This is a genomic window from Pseudoroseicyclus sp. H15, from assembly GCF_054353345.1.
The window spans coordinates 51,083-76,269 of sequence record NZ_JBTHJE010000009.1 but is presented as its reverse complement, the minus strand read 5'-3'; the positions used below and the strand labels follow the sequence as shown (position 1 = coordinate 76,269).

Annotated in this window: 31 protein-coding genes; 12 read left to right on the top strand and 19 right to left on the bottom strand. The window is 67.5% G+C overall.

Annotation, left to right across the window (positions count from 1 at the left end; all coding sequences use genetic code 11):
- Positions 1 to 9: 9 nt before the first annotated feature.
- Entirely contained in the window at positions 10 to 1,191 is a 1,182-nt protein-coding gene (locus ACXN5S_RS19190) for a glycine C-acetyltransferase (protein ID WP_458607097.1), read from the bottom strand.
- Between the two features lie 190 nt (positions 1,192 to 1,381).
- Between ACXN5S_RS19190 and ACXN5S_RS19185 the strand changes: the two genes are divergently transcribed.
- Entirely contained in the window at positions 1,382 to 1,738 is a 357-nt protein-coding gene (locus ACXN5S_RS19185; protein WP_458607096.1) for a GFA family protein, read from the top strand.
- Positions 1,735 to 2,100: a GFA family protein gene (locus ACXN5S_RS19180; protein ID WP_458607095.1), complete on the top strand. Its 366-nt coding sequence runs from the start codon at positions 1,735 to 1,737 to the stop codon at positions 2,098 to 2,100. Before ACXN5S_RS19185 ends, ACXN5S_RS19180 begins: the two co-directional genes overlap by 4 nt.
- Here ACXN5S_RS19180 and ACXN5S_RS19175 read toward each other — a convergent pair.
- On the bottom strand, positions 2,091 to 2,585 hold the full coding sequence (locus tag ACXN5S_RS19175; RefSeq protein ID WP_458607094.1) for a GAF domain-containing protein: 495 nt from the start codon (positions 2,583 to 2,585) through the stop codon (positions 2,091 to 2,093). The genes ACXN5S_RS19180 and ACXN5S_RS19175 overlap by 10 nt on opposite strands.
- Before the next feature lie 232 nt (positions 2,586 to 2,817).
- Here ACXN5S_RS19175 and ACXN5S_RS19170 point away from each other — a divergent pair, with 232 nt between their 5' ends.
- Positions 2,818 to 4,392, top strand: a complete 1,575-nt coding sequence (locus tag ACXN5S_RS19170) for a gamma-glutamyltransferase family protein (protein WP_458607093.1) — start codon at positions 2,818 to 2,820, stop codon at positions 4,390 to 4,392.
- Positions 4,393 to 4,430: 38 nt separating this feature from the next.
- Here the strand turns inward: ACXN5S_RS19170 and ACXN5S_RS19165 are convergent, their stop codons facing one another.
- The 9 genes from ACXN5S_RS19165 to ACXN5S_RS19125 are packed head-to-tail and all read right to left on the bottom strand — an operon-like array spanning position 4,431 to position 9,020.
- On the bottom strand, positions 4,431 to 4,955 hold the full coding sequence (locus ACXN5S_RS19165; protein WP_458607092.1) for a flagellar basal body-associated FliL family protein: 525 nt from the start codon (positions 4,953 to 4,955) through the stop codon (positions 4,431 to 4,433).
- Between the two features lie 9 nt (positions 4,956 to 4,964).
- Positions 4,965 to 5,687, bottom strand: a complete 723-nt coding sequence (flgH, locus tag ACXN5S_RS19160) for a flagellar basal body L-ring protein FlgH (RefSeq protein ID WP_458607091.1) — start codon at positions 5,685 to 5,687, stop codon at positions 4,965 to 4,967.
- A gap of 4 nt (positions 5,688 to 5,691) precedes the next feature.
- A complete protein-coding gene (gene flgA / locus ACXN5S_RS19155; RefSeq protein ID WP_458607090.1) occupies positions 5,692 to 6,111 on the bottom strand; it encodes a flagellar basal body P-ring formation chaperone FlgA in 420 nt (139 codons plus the stop codon).
- Positions 6,111 to 6,896 carry a flagellar basal-body rod protein FlgG gene (flgG, locus tag ACXN5S_RS19150; RefSeq protein WP_458607089.1) on the bottom strand — a complete coding sequence of 262 codons (786 nt, stop codon included), beginning with the start codon at positions 6,894 to 6,896 and terminating at the stop codon, positions 6,111 to 6,113. Before flgG ends, flgA begins: the two co-directional genes overlap by 1 nt.
- Positions 6,897 to 6,905: 9 nt before the next feature.
- Positions 6,906 to 7,622 carry a flagellar hook-basal body complex protein gene (locus tag ACXN5S_RS19145; protein ID WP_458607088.1) on the bottom strand — a complete coding sequence of 239 codons (717 nt, stop codon included), beginning with the start codon at positions 7,620 to 7,622 and terminating at the stop codon, positions 6,906 to 6,908.
- Between the two features lie 13 nt (positions 7,623 to 7,635).
- Complete coding sequence (locus ACXN5S_RS19140) at positions 7,636 to 7,902, bottom strand: flagellar biosynthetic protein FliQ (protein WP_458607087.1); 267 nt, start codon at positions 7,900 to 7,902, stop codon at positions 7,636 to 7,638.
- Positions 7,903 to 7,907: 5 nt separating this feature from the next.
- A complete protein-coding gene (gene fliE, locus ACXN5S_RS19135; RefSeq protein WP_458607086.1) occupies positions 7,908 to 8,186 on the bottom strand; it encodes a flagellar hook-basal body complex protein FliE in 279 nt (92 codons plus the stop codon).
- Positions 8,187 to 8,226: 40 nt separating this feature from the next.
- Positions 8,227 to 8,622 (bottom strand): flagellar basal body rod protein FlgC, encoded by a 396-nt coding sequence (flgC, locus tag ACXN5S_RS19130; RefSeq protein WP_458607085.1) that lies wholly within the window; start codon positions 8,620 to 8,622, stop codon positions 8,227 to 8,229.
- 8 nt (positions 8,623 to 8,630) lie between these two features.
- The gene (locus ACXN5S_RS19125; protein WP_458607084.1) at positions 8,631 to 9,020 is read right to left on the bottom strand and encodes a FlgB family protein; all 390 of its coding nucleotides are present in this window, start codon (positions 9,018 to 9,020) and stop codon (positions 8,631 to 8,633) included.
- Positions 9,021 to 9,114: 94 nt separating this feature from the next.
- On the opposite strand from ACXN5S_RS19125, the gene ACXN5S_RS19120 reads away from it, so the two are divergent.
- Positions 9,115 to 10,473: a FliI/YscN family ATPase gene (locus ACXN5S_RS19120; protein WP_458607083.1), complete on the top strand. Its 1,359-nt coding sequence runs from the start codon at positions 9,115 to 9,117 to the stop codon at positions 10,471 to 10,473.
- A 47-nt stretch (positions 10,474 to 10,520) separates the two neighbouring features.
- On the opposite strand, the gene ACXN5S_RS19115 is transcribed toward ACXN5S_RS19120, so the two are convergent.
- The 6 genes from ACXN5S_RS19115 to ACXN5S_RS19090 form a co-directional block, all read right to left on the bottom strand.
- Positions 10,521 to 11,327 carry a DUF1217 domain-containing protein gene (locus ACXN5S_RS19115; protein ID WP_458607082.1) on the bottom strand — a complete coding sequence of 269 codons (807 nt, stop codon included), beginning with the start codon at positions 11,325 to 11,327 and terminating at the stop codon, positions 10,521 to 10,523.
- The gene (flbT, locus tag ACXN5S_RS19110; RefSeq protein ID WP_458607081.1) at positions 11,324 to 11,764 is read right to left on the bottom strand and encodes a flagellar biosynthesis repressor FlbT; all 441 of its coding nucleotides are present in this window, start codon (positions 11,762 to 11,764) and stop codon (positions 11,324 to 11,326) included. The genes ACXN5S_RS19115 and flbT overlap by 4 nt, the downstream gene beginning before the upstream one ends.
- Complete coding sequence (gene flaF / locus ACXN5S_RS19105; RefSeq protein ID WP_458607080.1) at positions 11,761 to 12,183, bottom strand: flagellar biosynthesis regulator FlaF; 423 nt, start codon at positions 12,181 to 12,183, stop codon at positions 11,761 to 11,763. Before flaF ends, flbT begins: the two co-directional genes overlap by 4 nt.
- Before the next feature lie 80 nt (positions 12,184 to 12,263).
- Positions 12,264 to 13,739, bottom strand: a complete 1,476-nt coding sequence (locus ACXN5S_RS19100) for a flagellin N-terminal helical domain-containing protein (RefSeq protein ID WP_458607079.1) — start codon at positions 13,737 to 13,739, stop codon at positions 12,264 to 12,266.
- A gap of 216 nt (positions 13,740 to 13,955) precedes the next feature.
- Complete coding sequence (locus tag ACXN5S_RS19095) at positions 13,956 to 14,276, bottom strand: hypothetical protein (RefSeq protein WP_458607078.1); 321 nt, start codon at positions 14,274 to 14,276, stop codon at positions 13,956 to 13,958.
- Positions 14,277 to 14,286: 10 nt separating this feature from the next.
- Positions 14,287 to 14,568 (bottom strand): rod-binding protein, encoded by a 282-nt coding sequence (locus ACXN5S_RS19090; protein ID WP_458607077.1) that lies wholly within the window; start codon positions 14,566 to 14,568, stop codon positions 14,287 to 14,289.
- Positions 14,569 to 14,635: 67 nt separating this feature from the next.
- Between ACXN5S_RS19090 and ACXN5S_RS19085 the strand changes: the two genes are divergently transcribed.
- Together ACXN5S_RS19085 and ACXN5S_RS19080 are read left to right on the top strand one after the other, a co-directional pair.
- Entirely contained in the window at positions 14,636 to 16,153 is a 1,518-nt protein-coding gene (locus ACXN5S_RS19085; RefSeq protein WP_458607076.1) for a flagellar hook-length control protein FliK, read from the top strand.
- Positions 16,154 to 16,166: 13 nt separating this feature from the next.
- Positions 16,167 to 16,832, top strand: coding sequence for a flagellar hook capping FlgD N-terminal domain-containing protein (locus ACXN5S_RS19080; RefSeq protein WP_458607075.1), 666 nt, complete (start codon positions 16,167 to 16,169; stop codon positions 16,830 to 16,832).
- A gap of 143 nt (positions 16,833 to 16,975) precedes the next feature.
- Here the strand turns inward: ACXN5S_RS19080 and ubiB are convergent, their stop codons facing one another.
- Entirely contained in the window at positions 16,976 to 18,505 is a 1,530-nt protein-coding gene (gene ubiB / locus ACXN5S_RS19075; RefSeq protein WP_458607074.1) for a 2-polyprenylphenol 6-hydroxylase, read from the bottom strand.
- Positions 18,506 to 19,249 carry a bifunctional demethylmenaquinone methyltransferase/2-methoxy-6-polyprenyl-1,4-benzoquinol methylase UbiE gene (ubiE, locus tag ACXN5S_RS19070; protein WP_458607073.1) on the bottom strand — a complete coding sequence of 248 codons (744 nt, stop codon included), beginning with the start codon at positions 19,247 to 19,249 and terminating at the stop codon, positions 18,506 to 18,508.
- A 61-nt stretch (positions 19,250 to 19,310) separates the two neighbouring features.
- Between ubiE and mutM the strand changes: the two genes are divergently transcribed.
- The 6 genes from mutM to ACXN5S_RS19040 all read left to right on the top strand — a co-directional run bounded on the left by mutM (position 19,311) and on the right by ACXN5S_RS19040 (position 25,151).
- Complete coding sequence (mutM, locus tag ACXN5S_RS19065) at positions 19,311 to 20,156, top strand: bifunctional DNA-formamidopyrimidine glycosylase/DNA-(apurinic or apyrimidinic site) lyase (protein ID WP_458607072.1); 846 nt, start codon at positions 19,311 to 19,313, stop codon at positions 20,154 to 20,156.
- Positions 20,157 to 20,208: 52 nt separating this feature from the next.
- Entirely contained in the window at positions 20,209 to 20,985 is a 777-nt protein-coding gene (locus ACXN5S_RS19060; RefSeq protein WP_458607071.1) for an enoyl-CoA hydratase-related protein, read from the top strand.
- Positions 20,986 to 21,150: 165 nt separating this feature from the next.
- Positions 21,151 to 21,414: a 30S ribosomal protein S20 gene (rpsT, locus tag ACXN5S_RS19055; RefSeq protein ID WP_458607070.1), complete on the top strand. Its 264-nt coding sequence runs from the start codon at positions 21,151 to 21,153 to the stop codon at positions 21,412 to 21,414.
- 713 nt (positions 21,415 to 22,127) lie between these two features.
- Positions 22,128 to 23,486, top strand: coding sequence for a chromosomal replication initiator protein DnaA (dnaA, locus tag ACXN5S_RS19050; protein WP_458607069.1), 1,359 nt, complete (start codon positions 22,128 to 22,130; stop codon positions 23,484 to 23,486).
- 150 nt (positions 23,487 to 23,636) lie between these two features.
- Positions 23,637 to 24,755: a DNA polymerase III subunit beta gene (gene dnaN / locus ACXN5S_RS19045; RefSeq protein ID WP_458607068.1), complete on the top strand. Its 1,119-nt coding sequence runs from the start codon at positions 23,637 to 23,639 to the stop codon at positions 24,753 to 24,755.
- A gap of 9 nt (positions 24,756 to 24,764) precedes the next feature.
- A complete protein-coding gene (locus tag ACXN5S_RS19040) occupies positions 24,765 to 25,151 on the top strand; it encodes a VOC family protein (protein ID WP_458607067.1) in 387 nt (128 codons plus the stop codon).
- Positions 25,152 to 25,187 lie beyond the last annotated feature (36 nt).

Sequence of the window (25,187 nt, the reverse complement as noted above, 5' to 3'; positions counted from 1 at the left end):
CATTGGTGCTCATTGCAGGGCTCCGGTGGCGCGGCCGGCCTCTTCGAAGGCGGCGAGCGCGGTGTCGAGATCGGCGCGGGTGAGCGCGGCGTTCATCTGGGTGCGGATGCGGGCGCGGCCCTTCGGCACGACGGGGTAGAAGAAGCCCGAGACATAGACGCCGAGCTCGCCGAGCTTGGCCGCCATGGCCTGCGCCTTCGGCGCCTCGTGCAGCATGACCGGCACGATCGGGTGCTCGCCGGGCAGAAGCTCGAAGCCGAGGCGCTCAAGCCCCGCGCGCCAGTAGGCGGTGTTCTCGGTCAGCTGCGCGCGCAGGTCGTCGCCCGTCTCGGCCATGTCGATGGCGACGAGCGAGGCGGCGCAGATCGCCGGCGGCAGGGCGTTGGAGAAGAGGTAGGGCCGGGCGCGCTGGCGGAGAAGGTCGATGACCGGCTGGGGCCCGGCGATATAGCCGCCGATGGCGCCGCCGAGCGCCTTGCCGAGCGTGCCGGTGATGACATCGACCTTCACTCCCGCCCGCTCCGGCGTACCGGCCCCGGTGGCGCCGACGAAGCCGGTGGCGTGGCAATCGTCGACCATCACCAGCGCCTCGTATTCGTCGGCGAGGCGGCGGATCTCGGGGAGGTTGGCGAAATAGCCATCCATCGAGAAGACGCCGTCGGTGGCGATCATGATGTTGCGAGCGCCCTTCTCGCGGGCCTCCTTCAGCTTGGCCTCCAGATCGGCCATGTCGGAATTGGCGAAGCGGTAGCGCTGCGCCTTGCACAGGCGAATGCCGTCGATGATCGAGGCGTGGTTGAGGCTGTCGGAGATCACCGCGTCCTCGGGGCCGAGGAGCGGTTCGAAGAGGGCGCCGTTGGCGTCGAAACAGGCGGCGAAGAGGATGGCATCGTCATGGCCGAGCCAGCGGGCGAGGCGCTGCTCGAGCTGCCGGTGGATCTCCGCCGTGCCGCAGATGAAGCGGACGGAGGCCATGCCGTAGCCCATCTCGCCTAGCGCCTCCTGCGAGGCGCGGATGAGATCGGGGTGGTCGGCGAGGCCGAGGTAGTTGTTGGCGCACAGGTTGATGACCTCGCGCCCCGCCACCTGCACCCGCCCGCCCTGCGGGGATGAGAGCGGGCGCTCTTCCTTCCACAGCCCCTCGTCGCGGATGTCTTGCAGCTGGGCTTGGATGTCATCGAGGAAGGGCATGGGGCAGGCTCATCTGTTGGGGGAGGGCGCTGGGCCAGATGTAGCGCGAAATATAGGTATGAAACAGCTGGCGTGCAGGGTGGGCGGCGTTGTCCCGCTCGCATCTTGTTTCCCATCGGGATCGTTCGGGCGCCGGGATGGACGGGCGCCCCGCGAAGTGGCAGCGTCGGCAGGCACACTGGAGCCCCAGATGATCCACGCCTCCTGCCTCTGCGGCGCAATCCGCTACGAGATGGACCGGCCCGCCGGCGCCATCACTGCCTGCCATTGCAGCCAGTGCCGCAAGCTCTCCGGCCATTTTGCCGCCAGCTTCGACGTGGAGCCGGGGGAGATCCGCTGGCTGGCGCAGGAGAGCCTGCGCGTCCACGAGATGCCCTCGGGCGCCAGCCGCGGATTTTGCGGGACCTGCGGCAGCAAAGTCTGGTTCCGCGCGGCGGACGGGGCGTGGAGCTTCGAGGCCGGGCTGATCGACGGTGCCTCGGGCGGGGCGCTGGAGGAGCACATCTTCCTTGAGGACAAGGGCGATTACTACGAGGTGACGGCGTGAGGGGCGGCTGCCTCTGCGGGGAGGTCACCTTCGAGGTGACGGGGGGCGCGAGCCCCGTCTGGGCCTGCCATTGCGGGCAGTGCCGCAAGCAATCGGGCCATTATTGGGCCTCGTCCACCGTGCCCCTCTCCGCCATCACCATCCATGGCGAGCCGAGCTGGTACCAGGCGAGCGAAAAGGTGCGCCGGGGCTTCTGCGGCAGCTGCGGGAGTTTCCTGTTCTGGCAGGTCATCGGGAGCGACGAGATCAGCTTTGCCGCCGGGGCGGTGGAGAGCCCGACGGGGCTAAGGCTGGAGCGGCACATCTTCACCGCCGACAAGGGCGATTACTACGCCATCGAGGACGGCCTGCCTCAGGAGTGAGCGAAGGTCGCGGCGAGGATCGCCGTCAGCGCCTCGGCATCGGCGGCATCGAAGGCGGCGGGCTGATCGCTGTCGATGTCGAGGACGGCGATGAGGGCGCCGGCGGCGTCCCAGACCGGCAGCACGATCTCCGACCGGGTGGAGCTGGCGCAGGCGATGTGGCCGGGGAAGTCGTCGACGTCATCGACGATCTGCACCTCCCCGGTGCGGGCGGCGGCGCCGCAGACGCCGCGCTCGAAGGGGATGACGAGGCAGCCATGCCCGCCCTGGTAGGGGCCGATCTTCAGGAGGCCGGGGGAGACGACGCGGTAGAAGCCCGTCCAGTCGAAGCGCGAATCGGCGTGGTGCAGCTCGCAGGCGAGGGTGGCCATCAGAGCCACCGAATCGGTTTCGCCCTCGGTCAGGGCGGCGATGGTCTTGGCGAGGAGGGGGTAGTCGGCGCGGGTCTCGGCAGCCGGGGCGATGATCGTTTCGGTTTCGCTCACAAGTCACCTCCGGCAGTTTGGATTGTCGCGGGTTTCGGCGGAATACCACGAACATGCCTTGCTTGTTCCACGCCGGCGCCCGGCGCAAGGGTGACAGATGGACTTGTAGCTGCTTAGCTCACCCGGCGCCTCGCGCGAACAGCCCCCACCCAGTTGCGGGGCGCCGGGACCATCCCCCCTTCCCTCTGGCGCAGATGCCCCGCATGCTCAGCTTTCGCTGACGGAGGGCCATATGCGCGATTTTCACCTGCCCGGGCGCTCGCCCGTTCTTGCCGAGAACGGCATCGTTGCCACTTCGCATCCGCTGGCCGCCAAGGTGGGCGTGCAGATGCTGGAAGCAGGCGGCAATGCGGCCGATGCGGCCATCGCCACGGCAGTGCTGCTCGGCATCTGCGAGCCGCAGATGTGCGGGCTCGGCGGCGATATGTTCGCGCTAGTTTCGCGGCCGGGCGAAGAGGTGGTGGCGCTCAATGCCTCGGGCCGGTCGCCGGCAGGGCTGGATGCCGCGGCGATGCGGGCGGCGGGGCACAAGACGGTGCCGCTGAACGGGGCCGAGGCTGTGACGATCCCCGGCGCGGTCGATGGCTTCTGCCGCCTCTCCGAGAGGTTCGGGCGGCTCGGGCTGGCGGCGGCGCTGTCGCCGGCGGTGTATTACGCCGAGGCCGGCGTGCCGGTGGCGCCGCGCGTGGCGGCCGATCTGGCCGAAGAGACGGCGGTGCTGCAGGGGCGCGCGCGCGACTTCTACTCCGATGGCTGCGCGCCCCTGCGCGAGCGGCAGATCTTCCGCGCCCCCGGCCAGGCCGAGGTGCTGCGCTGCATCGCTGCCGATGGCCGCGCCGGCTTCTACGAGGGCGAGGTCGCGGCGGATATGGTGGCGGCGCTGCGGCAGATGGGCGGGACGCATACCGAAGAGGATTTCGCGGCGACCGAGGCGAGCTGGAGCAGCCCAATCGCGGGAGGCTATCATGGGGTGGAGCTGCTGGAGCATCCGCCGAACGGGCAGGGCGCGACGGCGATCCTGCTGGCCAACATCCTGGCGCAGTTCGACCTGGCCGCGCTGGAGCCCTTCGGCGCCGCCCGCCTGCATCTGGAGGCGGAGGCAACCAAGCTGGCCTATGACACGCGCAACCGCGTGCTGGCCGACCCTGACCACACCAGCCGTCTGGCACATATGCTGGCGCCGGAGACGGCGAAGCGGCTGGCGGCGCTGATCCGCCCCGATGCGGTGCTGCCGCCCGCTTTGCCGGGGGCCGAGGCGGTGCACCGCGAGACCGTCTATCTGACGGTGGTGGACAGGGATCGGATGGCCGTGTCGCTGATCTACTCGATCTTCCACGGTTTTGGTTCGGGCATCGCCTCGGACAAGTTCGGCCTGCTGTTCCAGAACCGCGGCGCCGGCTTCACACTGGAGGAAGGCCACCCCAACGAGGCGGGGCCAGGCAAGCGGCCGATGCATACGATCATCCCCGCCATGCTGCGGCAGGGCGGCGAGGTGACGGCGAGCTTCGGCGTGATGGGCGGGCAATATCAGCCGGCGGGCCATGCCCATTTGTTGAGCAACATGGTGGATTACGGCCTGTCGCCCCAGGAGGCGCTGGATGCGCCCCGCAGCTTTGCCAGCGGTGGTGAGCTCGAGGTGGAGCGGGGCGTCAGCGAGGCGGTGCGGGCCGAGCTGGTGGATCTGGGCCATGAGGTGGTGGTGCCGGAGTCGCCGCTGGGCGGGGCGCAGATGATCACCATCGGGAAGGATGGCGTTCTGGAGGGCGCGTCCGACCCGCGCAAGGACGGCATCGCGCTGGGCTATTGAAGGCCGGGGCCTCGGGGCGCTGTTGCCCCGCGGCCCCGTCAGATCTGCTGGCGCACGATGTCAGTGACCAGCACGTCGATTACCATCTCGCCCAGCACCTCGCGGCCGGCGGCGCGCAGGGCGTCGCGCAGGTTGCGCATGTTGGCGGCTGCGGTGAAATTCCCGTCGAACCCGCCGACATTCGAATGGTCGAACAGCACCTGCAGGAACACGTCGCGCAGCCGCGGCTCATGCGTGAAGATCACCGATTGCTGGCCTGCAGGCACCTCGATGGAGAGCGAGAGCAGCATCATCGCATCTGCCCCGCCGCCGCGCACCACGGGCACGACGAATTGGTTGTTGAGCTTGGCGTATTCATTGGTGCCGGGGCCGTCGGCCACGACTTCTTCCTCCTCCGCGACCTGCTCGTCCGGCGCGGCCGCACCGGCCTCGCCGCTCATGTCACCACAGGGGCCCATGGCCATCTCCTCTTCCGCGTGAGCGGGGAAGAGGAACATGGCGGCCGCCACGCCGCCGCCGGTGCCGATGAGCGCGAGGATAAGGGGGAGCAGGAGCTTCTTCATCGGGTTACCTCAGAACGGCAGGAGCACTTCGCTGATCTCGTCGGCCCAGCGCGGGCGCTGCACATCCGAGATGAGGCCCCGCCCGCCGTATGAGATGCGGGCCGCGGCGATCTTGTCGTAGGTGATCTCGTTCTGGCGGGTGATGTCGGCCGGGCGGGCATAGCCGTCGACCAGCAATTCGCGCAGCTCGTTGTTCACCCGCACCTCCTGCCGGCCCTGGATTTGCAGCACGCCGTTGGGCAGCACCTCTGTCACCGTTGCAGCGATGCGCAGGGTGAGCTGCTCGTTGCGGCTGACCGAGCCGTCGCCCGAATAGGCGGAAGATGAGGTCAGGCCCACCGCCGGGTCGAGGTTCGGCCCGTTCTGATCGATGATCTGCGGCAGGGCGAGGAATTCGGGGATCGCCAGATCCTGGCTGCTGGAGCGCGAGCGGCCCGAGGCGTTGGAGATGCTGGCGCTGTCGTCGATCTCGATGACCACCGTCAGGATATCGCCCCGCGTCATTGCCCGCCGGTCGCCCAAGAGCGAGCCGCGCTCGCCTGTCCAGAGAGAGGCGGCGGTGAGCTCGGCGGGGGCGAGGATGGGCTGTGTCTCGATCGGCAGGCCGGGGGACATCATGGCCAGATGCTCCTCGCTCATCGCCACGGGCGAGAGGGGCGGCGGCTGGCCGACCTCCAGCACGCGGTCGCAGGCAGCGAGGACGAGGAGAAGCAGGATTGCAAGGCGGGTCATCGGGTTACTCCAGCGCGGTGACATAGGCCGCGCCATCGGCGCCAATCAGGGCGGTGACAGAGGTGCGCGAGGCGGTGTTCATGATGCGGATGCTCTCGCCCACGCCGGCGCGGTCGAGCGCGCGGCCCTCGGTTTCGATTCGCAGGCCGGCCGCGTTGTAGATGAGCGGGATGATCTGGTTGCGGTCGACGATGGCGGGCGGGCCGAGATCGGCCAGGCGGATCGGGCGGCCGGCATAGAGGGCGACGCGACTTTCCATGCCGGTGATCTGGCTCTGCTCGGTCGCGACGCCGGGCATGTCGCCCTCGGCGGCCAGGGCATCGCCCGGCCCCAGCAGCGTCTGCGCCGGGATAGTGCGGGCGGCGACCATGATGTCGGCCGCAGCAGGAGAGGCAGACAGGAGGAGAGGCAGGAGCCAGCGCATCAGCGGACCTGCACCGTGGCGCCGAGCATCTGGTCGGCCGAGGAGATGACCTTGGAATTCAGCTCGTAGCCGCGCTGCGCTTCGATCAGGTCGGTCACCTCGCGCACAGCATCGACTGTGCTGTCTTCCAGATAGCCCTGGCGCAGCACGCCCAGGCCATCCTCGCCCGGGTTGCCGCCGAGCGGTGCGCCCGAGGCCTCGGTCTCGAGGAAGAGGTTCGAGCCCATCGCCTCCAGCCCGCGGGGGTTGGAGAAGCCGGTGAGGTTGAACTGGCCGATGAACTGCGCCTCAACCCGGTCGTTGAAATAGGCGTAGATCTCGCCATCGGCATTGATCGAGATCGAGCGCGCATCATCGGGGATCGTGATGTCGGGCGCGATGGGGAAGCCGTCGGAGGTGACGATCTGCCCGTCGCCAGAAAGCTTGAGCCCGCCGTCGCGCGTGAAGGCGGCGCGGCCGTCGGGCAGCGTGACCTCCAGATAGCCCTCGCCCTCGATGGCGACGTCGAGATCGCCGCCGGTGGCCGAGAGCACGCCCTGGCTGATGATCTGGCTGACGGCAGAGGCGCGCACGCCGAGGCCGAGCTGAACGCCGGTGGGCAGCACCGTGCCATCGGCGGAAGAGATGGTGCCGGGCCGGGCGACCTGCTGGTAATGCAGATCGGCGAATTCGGCGCGGCGCGGCTTGTAGCCGGTGGTCGACATGTTGGCGAGGTTGTTGGAAATCACCTCGACCCGGGTCTGCTGGGCCGCCATGCCGGCGGCGGCGATCTGAAGGGCGCGCATGGCTCTCTCCTAGCTTCTGACTTTTTCGATGACGTTGCGGATGCGCTGATCCTCGCGCTCGGCCAGGCTTTGCCCCAGTTCGTAGGCGCGGGAGACCTCGATCATCCGGGCGATCTCGACGAGCGGGCTCACGTTGGATTGCTCGACGAAGCCCTGCACCATGCGGCCCTCAATCTCGGGCTGCCAGCCGCCCGGCGCCTCGAAGAGCACGCCGTCGCTGCGGGTCATCCCCAGCGGGTCGACCGGGCTTACAAGGCCGATCTGACCGATGGGCTGGCCGCCCGCGGACAGTGTGCCGTCGGCGGCGATGGAGACCGGCCCCGCGCCCTGCGGCACGAACACGGGCGCCCCGCCGGCATCGAGCACGTTGTACCCTTCCGCCGTGACGAGATCGCCATTTGCGCTGGGGGTGAAAGACCCGGCCCGGGTGAGCCGCTCGCCCTGCGGCGTGCCGACCAGGAAGTAGCCGGGCCCCTCGATGGCGAGGTCGAAGGCGCCGCCGGTCTGCGCCAGCGCGCCCTGGGCGGCGGAGGTTTGCCGCACATTGCCGAGGCCCATCGAGAGCGAAGGCTCGCCCGGCCCGGTGAGGGCGATGAACTCGGAGAACAACATCCCCTCGGCCCGAAAGCCGGTGGTGGCGGTATTGGCGATGTTGTTGGCGACGGCCTGCATCTCGTTCATCAGGCTCATCTGCCGGGTGAGGCCGGCGTAGATCGCATTGTCCATCTTTGCGCCTTTCTCAACTTGCGGCGATCAGCGGCACGAGGGTTTCCACCCAGAGGCTGCGCAGCGTCTCGCTCATGAAGCCCATGCTCACCCAGAAGACCGCGACGATGGCGGCGAGCTTGGGCACGAAGGTCAGCGTCATCTCCTGCACCGAGGTGAGGGCCTGGAAGAGGCCGACGATGAGGCCGACCGCCAGCGCCGCCGTGAGGATCGGCAGTGAGATCAGCACGGCGATGCGCAGGCCGGCGCGGAGCACGTCGTAGAAGAGCGCGGGGTCCATGCGTGTCAGACCGGCATCCGCAGGATTTCCTGATAGGCCTCGACCACCTTGTTGCGCACGGCCACGGCGGTTTCGACTGCGAGCTCGGCCTGCGCGAGCGCCTGCACCAGCGAATGCGGGTCGGCATCGCCGGTCATGGCGCCAACGGCCGTCGCCTCACCCTGCTGCAGGGTGGCCGCGAACTCGGCGGCGGCATCGAAGGCCGCGCCCTGAGAGGCGCCGGGCTGAGGCTCGGCCGCCGCGCGGGCGGCCTCGTATTGGCGGGTGACGAGTGAGAGGTCCATTCAGGGCGCTCCTTTCTCTGGGGGTGGTTGCTGCGCGGCGCTAGCGGCGGCGCAGCAGGTTCATCAGTTCGCTCGACATCGAGCGGATCTGCTCGAACATCTTCAGATTGGCCTCGTAGCTCCGGCTGGCCTCGCGCGCGTCGGCCACCTCAAGCAGCAGCTTGACGTTGGAGCCTTCGACATTGCCCTCGGCATCGGCGAGCGGATTGGCTGGGTCGTATTCCATCGCCACGGGCGATTGATCGAGCCGGATGGGGCCCGTCTCGACCATGCCGGTGGGGCGGCCGCCCTCATAGGCGGCGCGGAACGAGGTGGTCTTGCGGTGGTAGCCGGGGGTGTCGGCATTGGCGACGTTTTCGGACACCAGGCGCAGGCGCATGGCCTGGGCGCGCATGGCCGAGGCGGTGACATCCAGGCTGTTTGAGAAATCGCTCATGGCGCCCCCTAGCTGCCGATGGCGGTGCGCAGCACCTGCATGGAATGGCGGTAGATCGCGAGCGCGCGGCCATGCTCGCGCTCTGCCTCGCTGGCGCGTACCATCTCTTGTTCGAGAGAGACGGAATTGCCGTTGGGCGAGGTCTGGTCGCCGGCCAGCTCTGCCCGGGCGAGTGCCGTGGGCGCCGGGCTGGCGATATGGCCGGCGCGTGTGGCGCGCAGAGCCATCGGCCCGGGCGTGCCCTCGCCCGCCGTGATGTCGGCGAAGCTGGGCATTTCGCGGGCGCGGTAGCCGGGCGTATCGGCATTGGCGAGATTGCGGGCGGCCAGCGCTGTGCGGGCCGCCGCATGCCTGGCCATGGAATCGGCCATGCGGAAAATCGTGAGGTCTTCAAACATCGGGGCTTCTCCCTCGATCAGGCTCAACGGCTGATTAAGCGTGATTCCTTAAGGTCGGGTTGTGCCGAGCCGGCTTTTTGCGAGGAGACCCAAGATGAATACTCAGACGGATGCCCTGGAGGCGCCGCTCTTCGCCCGCATGGCCGCGGCCGTCTCGCGGCAGCGGCTCACCCAGCCGCTCGGCCAGATCAGCGAGATCGCGGGCGAGCGGCTGGTCGCCGCGGGCCTTGCGCAGGTGGCGCGGCTGGGCGACCGGGCGGAGATCTTCGGGGCGGGGCAGCCCCTGCCGGCCGAGGTGATCCGCGTGGCCGCCGGCGAGGTGCTGCTGCTGGCCGAGGGCTCGGCGCAGGGCATCGGCGTGGGCGCCCCGGTGCGCCTGCTGCCCCCGCCCGCCTTCGCCCCCGATGACAGCTGGGTCGGCCGCGTGATCGACCCCGACGGGCGCCCGCTCGATGGCCGCCCGCTGCTGCCCGGCCTGGCGGAGCGCTCGCTTAACGCCGCCCCGCCGCCGCCAGCGGCCCGGCGCGAGCTGGGGGCGCGGATGGGCACCGGGTTCGCGCTGTTCGACACGCTGCTGCCACTGGTGCGGGGCCAGCGCATCGGGCTGTTCGCGGGCTCGGGCGTGGGCAAGTCGACGCTGCTGGCCGGGCTCGCCCAGGGCGTCGAGGCGGATGTCGTGGTGATCGGCCTCGTCGGCGAGCGCGGGCGCGAGCTCCGCCATTTCGTCGAGAGCGTGCTGGGGGAGGAGGGGATGGCCCGTTCGGTGGTCGTCGCCGCCACCTCCGACCGGGCGCCACAGGTGCGCCGCCGCTGCGCGCTGGCGGCCACCGCGGTGGCAGAGCATTTCCGCGCCGAGGGCCGGCAGGTGCTGCTGCTGCTCGACAGCGTCACCCGGTTCGCCGAGGCACATCGCGAGCTGGCCGTCTCGGCGGGTGAGGGGGCCGGGCTGCGCGGCTTTCCCCCCTCCACCGGTGGCGCCATCGCATCGCTCTGCGAGCGGGCGGGGCCGGGGGAGGAGGGCGAGGGGGATATCACGGCGATCTACTCGGTGCTCGTCGCCGGCTCTGATATGGAAGAGCCGGTGGCCGACATGCTGCGCGGCGTGCTCGACGGCCATGTCGTGCTCGACCGCGCCATCGCAGAACGGGGCCGCTTTCCTGCGGTGGATGTGCTGCGCTCCGTCTCGCGGGCCCTGCCAGAGGCGGCGAGCCCGGGGGAGAACCAGCTGATCGGCGAGGCGCGCGCGCGGCTGGGGGCTTATGAGCGGGCGGAGCTGATGATCCAGGCGGGACTCTACACCAGAGGCAGCGACCCGGAGGTGGACGCCGCCATTGCGGTGCGCGGGCCGCTGGAGAACGTGTTCTCGCGGAGGGGCCCCGACACGGCCAAGCACTTCGGTGCGCTGCGGCAAGCTTTGGCCGCGGCGAAGCAGGGGCAGGGCGCTGCGTCGTAGCGGCGCCCCGCTGCGCCGCCGGCTAGGCTGGTTCGCGGGCCCGATGGCTAGCGATAGATCAACGCGGCGTTCGACAGCAGGGTCAGCGCGGCATTGGCGCTGGAGAAGCTCTGGTTGAAGGCATTGATTTCATCGCGGGCAAGGAAGACCCGTATGATCTTCTCGCGCGTCTCCGGTTCGGCCAGCTCCGACACTTTGGAGGTGCCGAATACGCTTTCCGCCCTGTCCTTGAACTGGACCAGTTGCTGGTCGAGGTCGATGGCGCCGAAACCCTGCGGAAAGCCAAGCGCCGTCTCGAACACGTTGCGTAGCGGCGGGTTGCCCATCACCGCGAACCAGCGCGCATTCTCTCCCTCGGACCCCGAGATCACCTCCTTCAGCCCGCGCTCAAGGTTCATGGCCTGACGCAGCGCATCGTCTTGCTCGCCGACGGCGATCTCGAACGACCGTTCCTGGAACCGGGCGATCATCTTGTCGGCGAAGCCGGGCGTGCCGGTGAGGCCGCCCAGATCGGCGAAGCCGAAAGCGCGCGAGAAGCGCTGATAGGTCTTGTCGGCCAGGCGGTTGGCCAGCGCATCGTCCTTCAAGGTGCCGTCTTCCAGCACTTTGCGGATGAAGGCCTTGTGGTCGATGTCACTCTCCAGCCCATAGGCGCCGAGCGCGACCGACAGAAGGCGCCGGTCGTTCACCAGGTCTTCCGCCGATTTCACGCTGCCGATCTTCTCGCGAAAATACTCGGTTTCGCGCTGAACGGCGGGGGAGGAGGTATAGGCCTCCATCTGCGTTTCGCGCGTGCGCTGCAGAAAGCTCCAGCCGAGATAGCCGCTGGCGGGGAGAACCGGCTGGTAGGTCATGTCTGGCCTGCCGGTACCGCGGGGGCCGCATCGCGCGGCCGCATGGCACCGAGCAGCCGCTCTTCTCGCGGCAACAAGGCCCGCAGGCGTTTGAGTGCGCGATAGGTATCGCCGCCGCTGATGGCCTCGGTCGCGTCAGAGAGCAGGCGGCGGCTGTCTTCATCCGTGAGGGCCTGGCTGAGTTGCTCGATACCGCGAAGCAGCTGGATATGCGCCTCTGCCGGATCGGCGTCCCCTGAGAGGACAAGCTGGGCAATGTAGCAGACCCGGCGGACGGGCGTGGTGACTTCGCCGGGGCGAATGGCGTCGCGAAGGCGCAGAATGTTGGCCTTCGGCGTGAGGATCGCGAGCCGCGCGCGGCGGTCGCCATTCTCGATGACGGCACCATTGACGAGCACCCGCTCCTTCGGACCAAGCTTGAGCACGAGGCCGGTCATTGGCGCGCCCCGGCCTGGCCCAGCCCAGCTTCATCCGCGGCGGTCTGGCTGGCTTTGGCGGCGCCGCCCGAAAGGCCGCGCATGACGGCGGTATTGATGTCGACAAGTGCCGAGACATCAGCCTCGCCCTTCAAGACGATGCGAGTGTGATGCTCGGTGAATTCCGCGAGATAGAAGATCTGCGCCCGCAAGGTGGCGGGGAGGGAATTGTCGGGGTCGGCGACCTCGGCGGCGAGGTGAGTCCATACTCGGCGGTTCTGGAACAGCGCCTCGGCGATCTCGGCGAAGGTGCCGGATGACATCGCGGCTTTCAGCCGCGCGGTGGTTTGGGAAAACAGTTGCAGCTCGGTGGCGCGGCCCGTCATCACGGGCGAATTCACCGGCGCATAGGCTCTTTGAGCCTGTTGAGTGGCATTCACGGCCTGAACCTCTCGCAGCTTTTTGCTTCGACCTTCTCGGAGGAAGAGCGGGGGGCCTCATGGCCCCCCGCCACGATGCCTTACCGGAAGAGCGACAGGATCGACTGCGGCGCCTGGTTGGCGATGGAGAGAGACTGGACACCGAGCTGCTGCTGCACCTGCAGCGCCTGCAGACGGGCCGACGTTTCTTCCATGTTGGCGTCGACCATCGAGCCGATGCCGGACTTCAGCGAGTCGCTGAGCTTGCCGATGAACTCCGACTGGATGGTGATGCGACCTTCGACAGAACCGAAGGCAGCGGAGGCGTCGATGGCCGTGTCGATGAAGGTCTCGATGTTGGCCAGCGCCGCGGCGGCGCCCTCATCGGTCGACACATCGATGCTGTCGAGCCCGGCAAGGCCGCCCGTCGCGGTACCATCCGACCGGCCAGCTGCCGCGAAGGCGAGCGTGGTGCCGTCGTTATCCACCTGCAGCTGCCAGGCTCCGTTGGCGTCCTGCGTGACATTGGTGGAAATGTCGGTGAGCGCCGCGCTGTCGATGGCGATCTTCAGGCCGCGGGCAACATCCTCCATCGTCTCACCCTGGCCGGCGACATAGTCGAAGTCGGTCGAGCCGATGGTGACGCGATAGCCGTCGCCTTCGTTCACGCCGGCCGTGTCGGAGAAGGTCACCGTTTCGGCACGGGCTTCGAGCGCCGCATCGGTGCCATAGGCGCCGGTGGTCGAGCCGGTCGAGCTGAACGTCAGCGCTGTGTCCTCGAAGGCGACGGTCGATGTCAGCGTGATCGTGTCGGTGGCGACGGTGGCAGAGATGCCTTCGATACCAGCCGCGTTGATCGCCGCGGTCAGGCCGGCAGCCGCGTCATCCAGCACCGTCGTGTCGGCGGTGTAGGAGACAGTGGTATCGCCGATCTGCAGGCGAAGCGTGTCGCCGATGGATTGCGCGGTGGCGAGCTGCAGCGTTTCGGTGATGCCGGTGTTCACGACGGCCGTGTCAGAGGCGGTCGCGTTGCCCGACAGGTCGGTGCCGCTGGCATTGTAGACGCCCGCGTCGGTCGTCAGGTCCTGCCGGCTGACGGAGATCGACGAGGAGGTGACGGCGCCGTCGGAAGACCGGTCGAGCGACGAGAGCACATCGACTGTTTCAGAGCCCGAGACGAGGCTGAGGCCGTTGAACTGGGCCGCGCCGATCACCGAATTCACCTGATCGGACAGGGCGGCGATGTCGGCCTGGATCTTGCCACGGTCGACGTTCGCTTCCTGCGAGGCGACGATCTTGCCCTTCATCTCGGTCAGGAGATCGGCAACCGTTTCAGAAGCCTGGCGCGCAACGGCGACGGTGGACTGGCCGAGGGCGAGCGAGTCGGAGATCGACTTGAAGCCCTTCACATCCGATTCCATGACCTTCGAGATGGCCCAGACGGCGGAATTGTCTTTCGAATTGCCGACGGCCTTGCCGGTGGAGATGGCGCCCTGGACCTTGCCGAGGTCGGAGTTGATCTTGTTGAGAGTCTGCAGCGCCACCATGGCGCCGTTGTTCGTCAGAATGCTCGACATGAGAGAATCCCTAAGTTTGGCGCTTTTGCGCCATGCGTTCACGATCCACCGCCGGTGTGGCGGCGGGACGAAAAGGTCATTCTGACGTTTGCGGGATCGGCCCCTGGGGCCAAAACGCGCCATCCACTGGATGCGTGGTTTGTATGCCTCGCCGGGGCTTAACGCGGCCCTAAGCTGCGCCCCCGGAATAGCGCCAATTCGACTCAACCCGCGCCATTATGCCCGCTTCTCAAGCCCGGGCCGGCGACGACCGGTGGCGTTGCGAGTGCCGTTTTCGGAATAGGTGCTGAAGTCACTCTCTGCCTGGTGCAGCAGGCCGACGCGACGCTCGGCCTCGCGCACGCCAGAGATGGCGGCGGCGAGGAGGCGCTGGTTGCGCTTGAGCTGAGTGCCGATACGCCGCAAGGCCGCCGCATCGGCGCTGTGGCGCAATTCCTCGAAGAGCGCGGCCTTGCGGAGGCCGATATCGCTCAGCGCGGCAAAGTCGCCGGCCAGTATGCACTGCCTTTCTTCCGACAGCAGCGTATCGAATCGCATGTCGAGCGGCTCAGCCATTGGCGCGCCCGGCCAGCGCCTGGAACAGGTGTTCCGCAAGGCCGATGCCGCCTGCTTGCACCATCGCGCGCGCCTGCTCGTTCCGCAGGAACGAGGCGAAATGCTCCTCCCCCGGACCGCCGCCGAAGTCGGAGGGCATCTCGCCGAGGCCGGCAGATTTGAGCATCTCCGACAGGAAGGTTGCCTCCAGCTCTTCGGCCGCGTGACGAAGCGCATCAGTGGGTGGTGGGGCCGCTGGCACGGCGGGCGGCAAGGGCATGGCATCGATTCGCATCGCAAGCTCCGTGCGGTGAATTTTCGCCAAGATCGCCGATCCCGGTTAAAAAGCCGGTAAGGCTATTGTGGATAGGATCGGCGCGAGATTTTCCGAATCCGGTGCGCCGATGACGTTCGCTTTCATACAGACAGGCCCGGCCGCGATGACCAGGGGGCCCGGCTCTTCCGACCCTCGAAAAGGGGCGGAGGAGCCGGCCGAGACCGGCGAGCGCTTTGCTGGCATCTATGCGGGCGAGCCTGGGGAGGAGATCGAGGTATCGCCAGCCGCGCCGGAGAGCTCTGGCGAGGGCGAGGCAGAGGGGGAGGTCTTTGAGGACGTCGATGCTTTGATCGCGGGTGCTGAGCAAACCTTGAAGGACAAGCTTGTCGAGCCGGGGCGCCGCTTCGTTTGGCAGGGTGATGGCGGTTTTGGCCGGCAAGAGGAAGCTACCGCGGTTCAAGGGCAGCTTGCGCCTGATGACGCACTCCTGAAGGGCGAGCTGGCGAGCGTGCTTCTCGCGGCGTCGTCGGACGTGCCAGGAGAGTTGCCGGTGGCGGTCGATGACGATCGGCGGAACGACCCGCTCTCGTTGCGGATGTTGGGCAATCCACTAGGCGAAACCACGAGGGCGCAACCGGTTGAATTGTGGCGAGAAGCTCGACCATTCCAACCGATTGCCACTGCTGCCTCGGCTATGATGGCTTCCGCTGGGCAACAGACAGCAGCGCCCAGCACTGTGCCACCGACAGAGACGCCGCTTACGCACCCGGTGTTGAGAATCGATGAGGCCCTGCCTTCCAACTCGCCAGTGCTGCCTGCTCCGCTGGCCCTTGGCGCGCGAGGCGTAGGGGTGGCCGCCGCTACGGCGTCAGGTGGGGCTAACGAACCTTCTGCGGAGCTATCTCCGGTTCTGTCAGACGAACGCCGTCTCAGCCGTGGCGAAAGTGAGAAAGTGCTCGCCCCCCGCGTCGATGCCGCCCCTCGTCAATCGGTTGAGAATGCTGCGAAGAACAGCCAAACCCCTGTCCCAAGCGATACTCCTGCAGGCACCTCGACCGCCGCAGCGGCGCTCTCCGCTACAGGCGAATCGCCGCTGTCTCCCAGCCCTATGCCGCGAGGCGAGCCCGGGCTGCCTGCCATGGGGGAGATCGGCCTGGCCGGGCCCAGCCAACCAGCTTCCGCCAGTGCCAATGCAGCGGCTGTGGTCACTCCGACCGGTGCCCGCGAGATCGTCGTTCAGATGTCTGCCGCTCTGCCGCAGACGCCCGGCGAGCGGGTGGAAATTCGTCTCTCACCCGAGGAGCTGGGGCATCTGCGGATGGTCTTGCACAGCCATGACGGCTCGATGGTGCTGCAGATCAGTGCCGACCGTCAGGACACCGCCGATCTGCTCCGTCGCCATGCGGCCGAACTCACCCGCGAAATGCAGGAGCTTGGCTATGCGGAGGTGTCGCTCGAGTTCGCCTCGGGCGAGGGCGACGGGCCCGGTTCAGGCGCGCAGGGGCAGGGGGCCTTCGATGCTCCAGCGGCAGCGCCCGGTCGCGACGTTGCCGAATCGCACACCGGTCGTCAGCCCGCCGCAGGGCTGGACCTGCGGCTTTGAAGAAAGGCACCCAATGGATATCTCTCCGAACTCCGCCGCCGCTCCGGCCCGTGCCACAGCCGCACAGTCAGAGGGCCAGGCCGTCATCACCTCGGATTTCAACACGTTCCTGACGATGTTGACCGTTCAGCTGCAGAACCAGGACCCACTCGATCCGGTCGATGCCGACGATTTCGCCATGCAGCTCGCCACCTTCTCGGGTGTCGAGCAGCAGGTGCTGACGAACGATCTGCTCACCGCGATGTCCAGCCAGCTAGCGTTGACGTCGCTCGCAGACATGGCCGGCTGGGTGGGGGAGGAGGTGCGCATATCGGCCCCCGCCTGGTTTGATGGCGCACCGATCACGCTCGCCCCCAACCCCGCGCTCGCGGCCGACGCGGTGGAGCTTGTGGTGAAGGATGCCGAGGGGCGCGAGGTGCAGCGCCTCGCCATACCTGTTTCAGCCGAGCCGATCGAATGGGCGGGGGTAGACGAGAACGGCCAGCCTTTTGCGCCCGGTGTCTACAGCTTCTCGGTGATCTCCTACAGCCTGGGCGAAATCCTCATCGCTGAGCAGGCCGAGGCATATCAGCGTGTCGATGAAGTGCGGGCCGAAGGTGGGGAAATCCTGCTGGTGTTCCCGGGCGGCAGCGCCGCCCCCGCCAGCTCTGTGACCGGCATGCGTGCGGCCATGGGATGAGGCTGGTGGTGCATGAGGGTGCGGGTGCGCTTTGGCGGCTGGTGACAGCTTTCGGCGCTTGCCTCCGCGCGCTCTTTCGTGCCGCGGATGCGCCCAGTCTTCCGGATGCCGGCGGCAGGCGCTCACCGCGACGCGCACCGCCCTTACAGCGCCAGCACCACCCAGAACACCGCAGCGGTAATCCCGCCGCCCACCACGGCCCAGACCAGCCGCTGCAGCGAATTCAGTGTCTCCGCCTCTTTCTCGGCCTTGCGGGTGCTCATCAGCGCCTGCTCTGCCAGTTCCGGCAGGCGCGGGCCGAAACGGGCGAAGACGCGGGCGGTGGCGGCCATGTCGCGCAGGAAGGCTTTCGGGCCGACGTTTTCCTTGATGTAATCTTCCACCACCGGGCGCCCGACCTGCCAGATGTTCATCCGCGGGTGGAGCGAACGGGCGACGCCTTCGACAACCACCATCGTGCGCTGCAGAAGGATCAGCTCGGTTCGCGTCTGCATGCCGAAGCGCTCTGTCACCTCGAAGAGATGGGTGAGCAGGCGACCCATCGAGATATGCGTCGCATCCATGCCGAAGATCGGTTCACCCACCGCGCGCAGCGCGCGGGCGAACTCATCGATGTCGCGGTCGGCCGGCACATAGCCGGCCTCGAAATGCACCTCTGCCACGCGGCGATAATCCTGCCGGATGAAGCCGAAGAGGATCTCGGCATAGACGCGGCGGGTGTAGTCGTCGATCCGCCCCATGATGCCGAAATCGTAGGCGATCAGCGTGCCATCGAGGGCGACCTTCAAATTGCCCTGATGCATGTCGCCATGAAAGAAGCCATCGCGCAGGGCATGCAGAAGGAAGAGCTGCAGCACCCGCTCGCCCAGGGCCTTGCGGTCGATCCCCGCGGCATCCATCGCCTCGATATCGGCGGCGCCGATACCTTCGGCCCAGCCCATGGTCATGACCCGCCGGCTCGACGCCTCCCACTTCACGCGGGGCACGCGGAAATAGGCGTCATCCTCGGTGTTGGCGGCGAATTCGGCAGCAGCCGAGCTTTCGAGCCGCAGGTCGAGCTCGGCGAACAGCACGCTTTCGAAATGGTTCACCACCTCGGTCGGCCGCAGCCGGCGCACGCCGGGCATCAAGGCCTCAATCAGCCGGGCGGCGAAATGGAACGCGTCGGTATCGCGCCTGCAGGCCCGCTCGATGCCGGGGCGCAGCACCTTGACCGCGACCTCTTCGCCCGTGCTGGCCAGCCGGGCCTTGTGCACCTGCGCGAGAGAGGCGGCTGCGACGGGTTCAGAGAATTCGCTGAACAGCTCGTCCACCGGGCGACCGAGCTCGCGCTCGATCTGGGCGCGCGCCTCTGCCGTGGCAAAGGGGGGCAGCTTGTCTTGCAGCACCTGAAGCTGCTTGGCGAGATCATCGCCCACCACATCGGGCCGGGTGGAGAGGATCTGGCCGAACTTGATATAGGCCGGCCCCAGCGCGGTGAGCGCCTGGGTGACCGGCTGCAGGCTGGGGTCGCCTTTGTAGCCCAGCCAGCGGAACGGCCAGGCAAGCACGCGCAGCACCACGGCAACCTGCGGCGGGGCCTGCATGGCGCGCAGCACCTCGCCCATGGCGCCCGAGCGTTCCATCGTGGCGCCCGTGCGGATGAGGCGCAGAATGTTGTGGGGGCCGCGCACCTAGATCTTCCACCCCGAATGAAGCGCCGCGATTCCCATCGAGAGGTTGCGATAGCGCGCCTGCTCGAAGCCGGCGGTCTTCACCATGCCAAGGAACGTCTCCTGATCGGGGAAACGGCGGATCGATTCGACCAGATATTGGTAAGAGGCGCGGTCGCCCGTCACCATCTGGCCCATGCGGGGGATGACGTTGAAGGAATAGGCGTCATAGGCCTTTTGCGCCATCGGCACGGGCAGCTGGCTGAACTCCAGCACCATCAGGCGCCCGCCGGGGCGAAGCACGCGAAAGGCCTCGTGCAGGGCCTGCTGCGGGTCGGTCACGTTTCGGATACCGAAGGAGATCGTGTAGACGTCGAAGCTTGAATCGTCGAAGGGCAGCGCCATCGCGTCGCCCACCACCCATTCCAGCTTGTCGGCCATGGCCGCAGCCTCGGCCCGCGTCTTGCCGGCCTCGAGCATCTCGGCGGTCATGTCGCAGACGACGGCGCTAGCGCCGGGCGCGCGGGCAAGGAAGCGGAAGGCGATGTCGCCCGTACCGCCGGCGACGTCGAGCAGGCGCTGGCCATCGCGCGGGGCGAGCCAATCCATCATGGCGTTTTTCCACATTCGGTGGATGCCGCCGCTCATCAGATCGTTCATCACATCGTAACGGCTGGCCACGCTTTCGAAGACACCGCGCACGCGGGCGGCCTTCTCGCCCTCGGGGATCTCTTCGTAGCCGAAATGCGTCTGCTTCTCGCTCATCGCCAGCCCTTCCGCTTGAACCACATGGGGCTTACACCTGCACCTTCCAAGGAGAAAGCCCATGCCCGAATTGCCGGAGGTCGAAACCGTGCGTCGCGGCCTGTCCCCGGCGATGGAGGGGCAGGTCATCGAGGCCGCCGAGGTGCGCCGCGAGGGGCTGCGCTGGCCCTTCCCCGAGCGCCTGGCCGAGCGGCTGACGGGCCGGCGGGTGGAGGTGCTGGGGCGGCGGTCGAAGTATATCCTGGCCGGGCTCGACGGCGGCGAGACGATGATTTTGCATCTCGGCATGTCGGGGCGGATGACGATTTCGGGGCAGGCGCCGGGCAGCTTCGCGCATGAGCGCGCGCTGCCCGAGAAGCACGACCATGTGGTGCTCGACATGGGCAGCGGCGCCCGGATCGCGCTGAACGATGCCCGCCGCTTCGGCGCACTCGACCTCTGGCCGACCGAGCTGATCGAAACCCATCGCCTGCTCGCGGGCCTGGGGCCCGAGCCGCTGGGCAACGGTTTCGATGCCGCCTATCTCGCAGGCCGGCTGAAGGGGCGGTCGCTGCCGCTGAAGAACCTGCTGATGGATCAGCGGGTCATCGCCGGTCTGGGCAATATCTACGTGTGCGAGGCGCTGCACCGCGCCGCGCTCTCGCCCACCCGCCCCGCCGGCAGCCTTACCGAGGGCGAGATTGACATGCTCGTCACCGCCATTCGCGAGGTGCTGCTGGAGGCGATCGAGGCGGGGGGCTCCTCGATTTCCGATCACCGGCAGGCCAATGGCGATCTTGGCTACTTCCAGCATAATTTCCGCGTCTATGGCCGCGAGGGGCAGCCCTGCCCGCGCTGCGTGGCCGAGATCGCGCGGCTCGTCCAATCGGGCCGGTCGACCTTTCATTGCCCCGCCTGCCAGCATTGACACGCCGCGCGCGGCGGGGTTGCCTCGCGCACGTCACAACCCGGAGCGCCGCATGGCCTATTCGCTGATCAAGGCCGACACGTCGGACGAGGTCGCCACCCTTACCCTCAATCGTCCCGATGCGATGAACGCGCTCTCGCGCCCGATGCTGGCGGAGCTGGGCGAGGCCTTGCAGGAGGCCGACGCCGACGAGGACGTGCGCTGCATCATCCTCACCGGGTCCGACAAGGCCTTCGCCGCCGGCGCCGATGTGGCCGAGATGGCCGAGATGGGGTTCGCCGAGGCCTATCTCGCCGATCTCTACGGGCCCGAGGCGCAGCGCATCGCCCGCATCCGCAAACCGATCATCGCCGCTGTTGCCGGCTATTGCCTGGGCGGCGGCTGCGAGCTGGCGATGATGTGCGACACCATCGTCGCCGCCGACAGCGCCAAGTTCGGCCAGCCCGAGATCAACCTCGGCATCATCGCCGGCATGGGCGGCACCCAGCGCATGGCCCGCGCGATCGGCAAGGCCAAGACGATGGACATGCATCTGACCGGCCGCATGATGGAGGCCGACGAGGCCGAGCGCTCCGGCCTTGTCAGCCGCGTCGTGCCCGCGCGCGAGCTGATGGAGACGGCGCGCAAGATGGCCCTGAAAATCGCCGAGAAATCTCAGGTTGCCGCCATGGCCGCGAAAGAGGCGGTGAACGCCTCGTTCGAGACCAGCCTCGCCGAGGGGCAGCGGGTCGAGCGCAAGCTGTTCCTGTCGCTCTTCGCTACCGAAGATCAGGCCGAGGGCATGGCCGCCTTCCTGGAAAAGCGCACGCCGCATTACCGCGACCGCTAGGGCAGCGGGCGCCAAGGGGGCTTTCCTTTGGCGCCGAAGCCCGCTAATAGCCCGACCTTACATGCGCGTGAGGCCCGCCAGGCCGGAATCAGCCGGTAGCGAACCCGGCCCGGGTCATCAGACCGCGCTCGATAGTTTTGAACGCCGACCCGAGGAAAAGATCCCATGGCCAATTCGCCGCAGTCCAAGAAGCGCGCCCGTCAGAACGACGCCCGCTACGCCGTCAACAAAGCCCGCCGCAGCCGTATCCGCACCCATCTTCGCAAGGTCGAAGAGGCCATCGCCTCTGGGGATCAGGAAGCTGCCGCCGCCGCCCTGAAGGCTGCCCAGCCCGAGCTGATGCGCGGTGTCACCAAGGGCACGATGCACAAGAACACCGCCGCCCGGAAGATGTCGCGCCTGTCGTCGCGGGTGAAGTCGCTGGCCTGAGGCCTGCGCAGAACGAGCTGATGGAAGGGCGCCCTTGCGGCGCCCTTTTTGCTGCGCCCGCCCCACCGCCCTGGCCCGGGCGTATGGGCGAAGTTTGGGCACCGCCGCCGCCCCGTTCACCGCGTCAGCAGAACCCCGCCCCGCGGTTGGACTTTTCGAACCGATTCTGGCGCCGAGCCGTCAAGACAGGCCGTGGCTCCCCAAAAAATCGCCCGCCGCCGGCTGAGGCTTTTTGGCCACCGGGCCTGCCAACTATACCGATTTCAAAGACCCGGCGGATTCGCCCTTCGCAAACTCCTGAGTCAAGCGAGTTGTGGAGTTGTCGCCAGCGTGAACACCAAGCTAACTTGTCCCTGCGATTCACATCGTTCCTGGGGGGACATGACCGAATCCGACATAAGAATGGCTCGTCCGGCGTGTAACGGTTCTCAAACCTGCGCCTGTGTGGGCTGAGACGGAGTTCGAGTAGCCGGTTAGAAAATAGCCGATTTTGTTCTGTTCGCGCTGGTGGCAGGCCAGCACGGATTGCCATGGACTGACATAGCCGCTTCGGTGCTGTCTTCAGTGCCGGGATGGAGATTTCTGTCTCGCATGTCGCCTTACGGCGGCGTGCGCCCCCAGGAGCTTTGCGACGCAAGAGGTGCCAACGGCAGGGTTGGTGTCCGGGGCTGCGCCATGCGCGTCTCCCCGGGATTCGAGACGAGGGAACAGGCATGACGAACGAGAAGTGGGCAAGCGTAAAGGAAGACATCAAGGGAGCGATCGGTGCCGGTCCGTGGAAGACCTGGATCGAGCCGCTCGAGTTCGGTGACCTGCAGGGCGGCGTGGTCACCTTCAACGTGCCCACGACGTTTCTCGGCAACTACGTCTCGCAGAATTACGGCGAGCACATCCTTTACCAGCTGCGCCGCTCGGGCGAGGCCGTCGACCGGCTGAACTTCAGCGCCGCCAATCTGCGCGGCCAGCCTGCCGCTTCTCCCGCCGCCGCTGCCGCACCCGCCACGCCGCCTGCATCCGAGCCTCCGGCCCCCGTCTCGAACGCCGGGCTCGATGGGCGTTACACCTTCGACCGCTTCGTCGTCGGGAAGCCCAACGAGCTGGCCCATGCCGCCGCTCGCCGGGTTGCCGAAGGCGGCGAGGTCACCTTCAATCCGCTGTTCCTTTATGGCGGCAACGGCCTCGGCAAGACGCACCTGATGCATGCCATCGCGCACGAGCTGCGCGCCCGCAGCCCCGAGAAGGTGGTGCTCTACCTTTCCGCCGAGCAGTTCATGTACCGCTTCATCTCGGCCCTGCGCGAAAAGCGCATGTTCGATTTCAAGCAGATGTTCCGCGCCGTCGACGTGCTGATGGTCGACGACGTGCAGTTCATCGCCGGCAAGGATTCCACGCAGGAAGAATTCTTCCACACGTTCAACGCCCTCGTCGATTCCGGCAAGCAGATCGTCATCTCGGGCGACCGCCTTCCCGGCGACATGAAAGAGATGGAAGAGCGCATCCGCTCGCGCCTGCAATGCGGCCTGGTGGTCGATCTGCATCCCACCGATTTCGAGCTGCGGGTCGGCATCCTGCAGTCGAAGGTCGATGTCTACCGGGCGCAATATCCGGGGCTGGAGATCAGCGACGGCGTGCTGGAATTCCTCGCCCACCGCATCTCGAACAACGTGCGTGTGCTCGAAGGCGCGCTCACCCGTCTCTTCGCCTTCGCCTCGCTCGTGGGTCGCGAGATCACGCTCGATCTGGTGCAGGATTGCCTCTCCGACATCCTGCGCGCCTCTGACCGGAAGATCTCGATCGAGGAGATCCAGCGCAAGGTCTCCGACCATTACAACATCCGCCTCAGCGACCTCATCGGCCCCAAGCGCGTGCGCCATTACGCCCGCCCGCGGCAGGTGGCCATGTTCCTGTCGAAGACGATGACCAGCCGGTCGCTGCCCGAGATCGGGCGTCGCTTCGGCGGGCGCGACCACACGACGGTGATCCATGCGGTCAAGCGCATCGAAGAGCTCAAGGGCAAGGATGCGCAGATCGCCGAAGACCTCGAGCTGCTGCGCCGCATGCTCGAGGCGTAGTGCAACGGGCGGCAGGGCTTGACCGCCGCCGCAAGCTGCCGAATTCTGCGACAAACCGCTTGTGCGGTGGGGGCAAGACGCTAGTCTGCCCCTCCCGGCCCGGGGGCAAGACACACCGGGCCGCAGGGGATGAGAGAGACGCGAGGGGCCATGAAATTCAGCATCGAACGCGGCGCGCTACTGAAGGCCGTGGCGCAGGCCCAATCGGTTGTCGAGCGGCGCAACACCATCCCGATCCTCGCCAACGTGCATATCGAGGCCGAGGGTGAGACGGTGCGCTTCCGCGCCACCGATCTCGATGTCGAGGTCGTCGATCAGGCGGTCGCGCAGGTCGAGCGGGCGGGCGCCACCACGGTGCCGGCGGTGCTGCTCAACGAGATCGTGCGCAAGCTGCCTGACGGCGCGCTGGTCACGCTTTCCGATCAGGCCCAGGCCGGGCGGCTGACCATCGAGGCGGGGCGCTCCAACTTCCAGCTCTCCACTTTGCCGAAGGAAGATTTCCCGGTGATGGCGAGCGCCGATTATGCCGCCAATTTCGCGGCGCCCGCCAAGGTGCTGCGGCGCCTCTTCGACAAGTCGAAATTCGCGATCTCTACCGAAGAGACCCGCTACTATCTCAACGGCGTCTACATGCATGTCGCCGAAACCGCCGAGGGCCGCCGCCTGCGCTGCGTCGCCACCGATGGCCACCGCCTCGCCCGGATCGATGCCGAGCTGCCCGAAGGCGCCGAAGAAATGCCGGGCGTCATCGTGCCCCGCAAGACGGTGGGCGAGCTGCGCAAGCTTCTGGAAAACGACGAGACCGAGATCGCCGTCTCGGTCTCCGAGACCAAGGTGCGCTTCGCCACGCCCGATATCACGCTGACCTCCAAGGTCATCGACGGCACCTTCCCCGATTATTCGCGCGTCATCCCGCAGAACAACACGCGCCGGCTCGAAGTCGACGCCGCCGAATTCGCCAAGGCGGTGGATCGTGTCGCCACCGTCTCCTCCGAGCGCAGCCGCGCCGTGAAGCTGGCGCTCGATGAAGACCGCCTCACCCTCTCCGTCAACGCCCCCGATTCGGGCGCGGCGGAAGAGGAGCTCGCCGTCGCCTATGCCGACGAGGCGCTGGAGATTGGCTTCAACGCCAAGTACCTGCTCGAGATTGCCAGCCAGGTCGACCGCGAGAATGCGGTCTTCCTGTTCAATTCCTCGGGCGACCCCACCCTCATGCGCGAAGGCAATGACGACAGCGCCATCTACGTTGTCATGCCCATGCGGGTCTGACGCGGCGAGGTGGTCCCCCACCTGCGCATCGCCCGCCCGAGCGACGATCTCTCCGCCCTGGCCCCGTTCTACGAGGCCGGTCTCGGCCTCCAGCGCATTGCGGGCTTCGAAAGCCATGACGGCTTCGACGGCGTGATGTACGCCGTCCCGGGCGCCAAGTGGCACCTCGAATTCACCCGCAAGCATGGCCACGCCGCCGGCCGCGCTCCCACTGAGGACAATCTGCTGGTGTTCTACCTGCCGGACCGCGCCGAGTGGGAGGCCGCCGTCGCCCGCATGCGCGCCGCCGGCCATTGCCCCGTCCCTGCCTTCAACCCCTATTGGGACAGGCGCGGCCTCACCTTCGAAGATGCCGACGGCTACCGCACCGTCCTGCAAAACGCCGCCTGGGGCTAAGAGACCCGCCCCTCCGCCCACCCCAGGCGCCGCCCC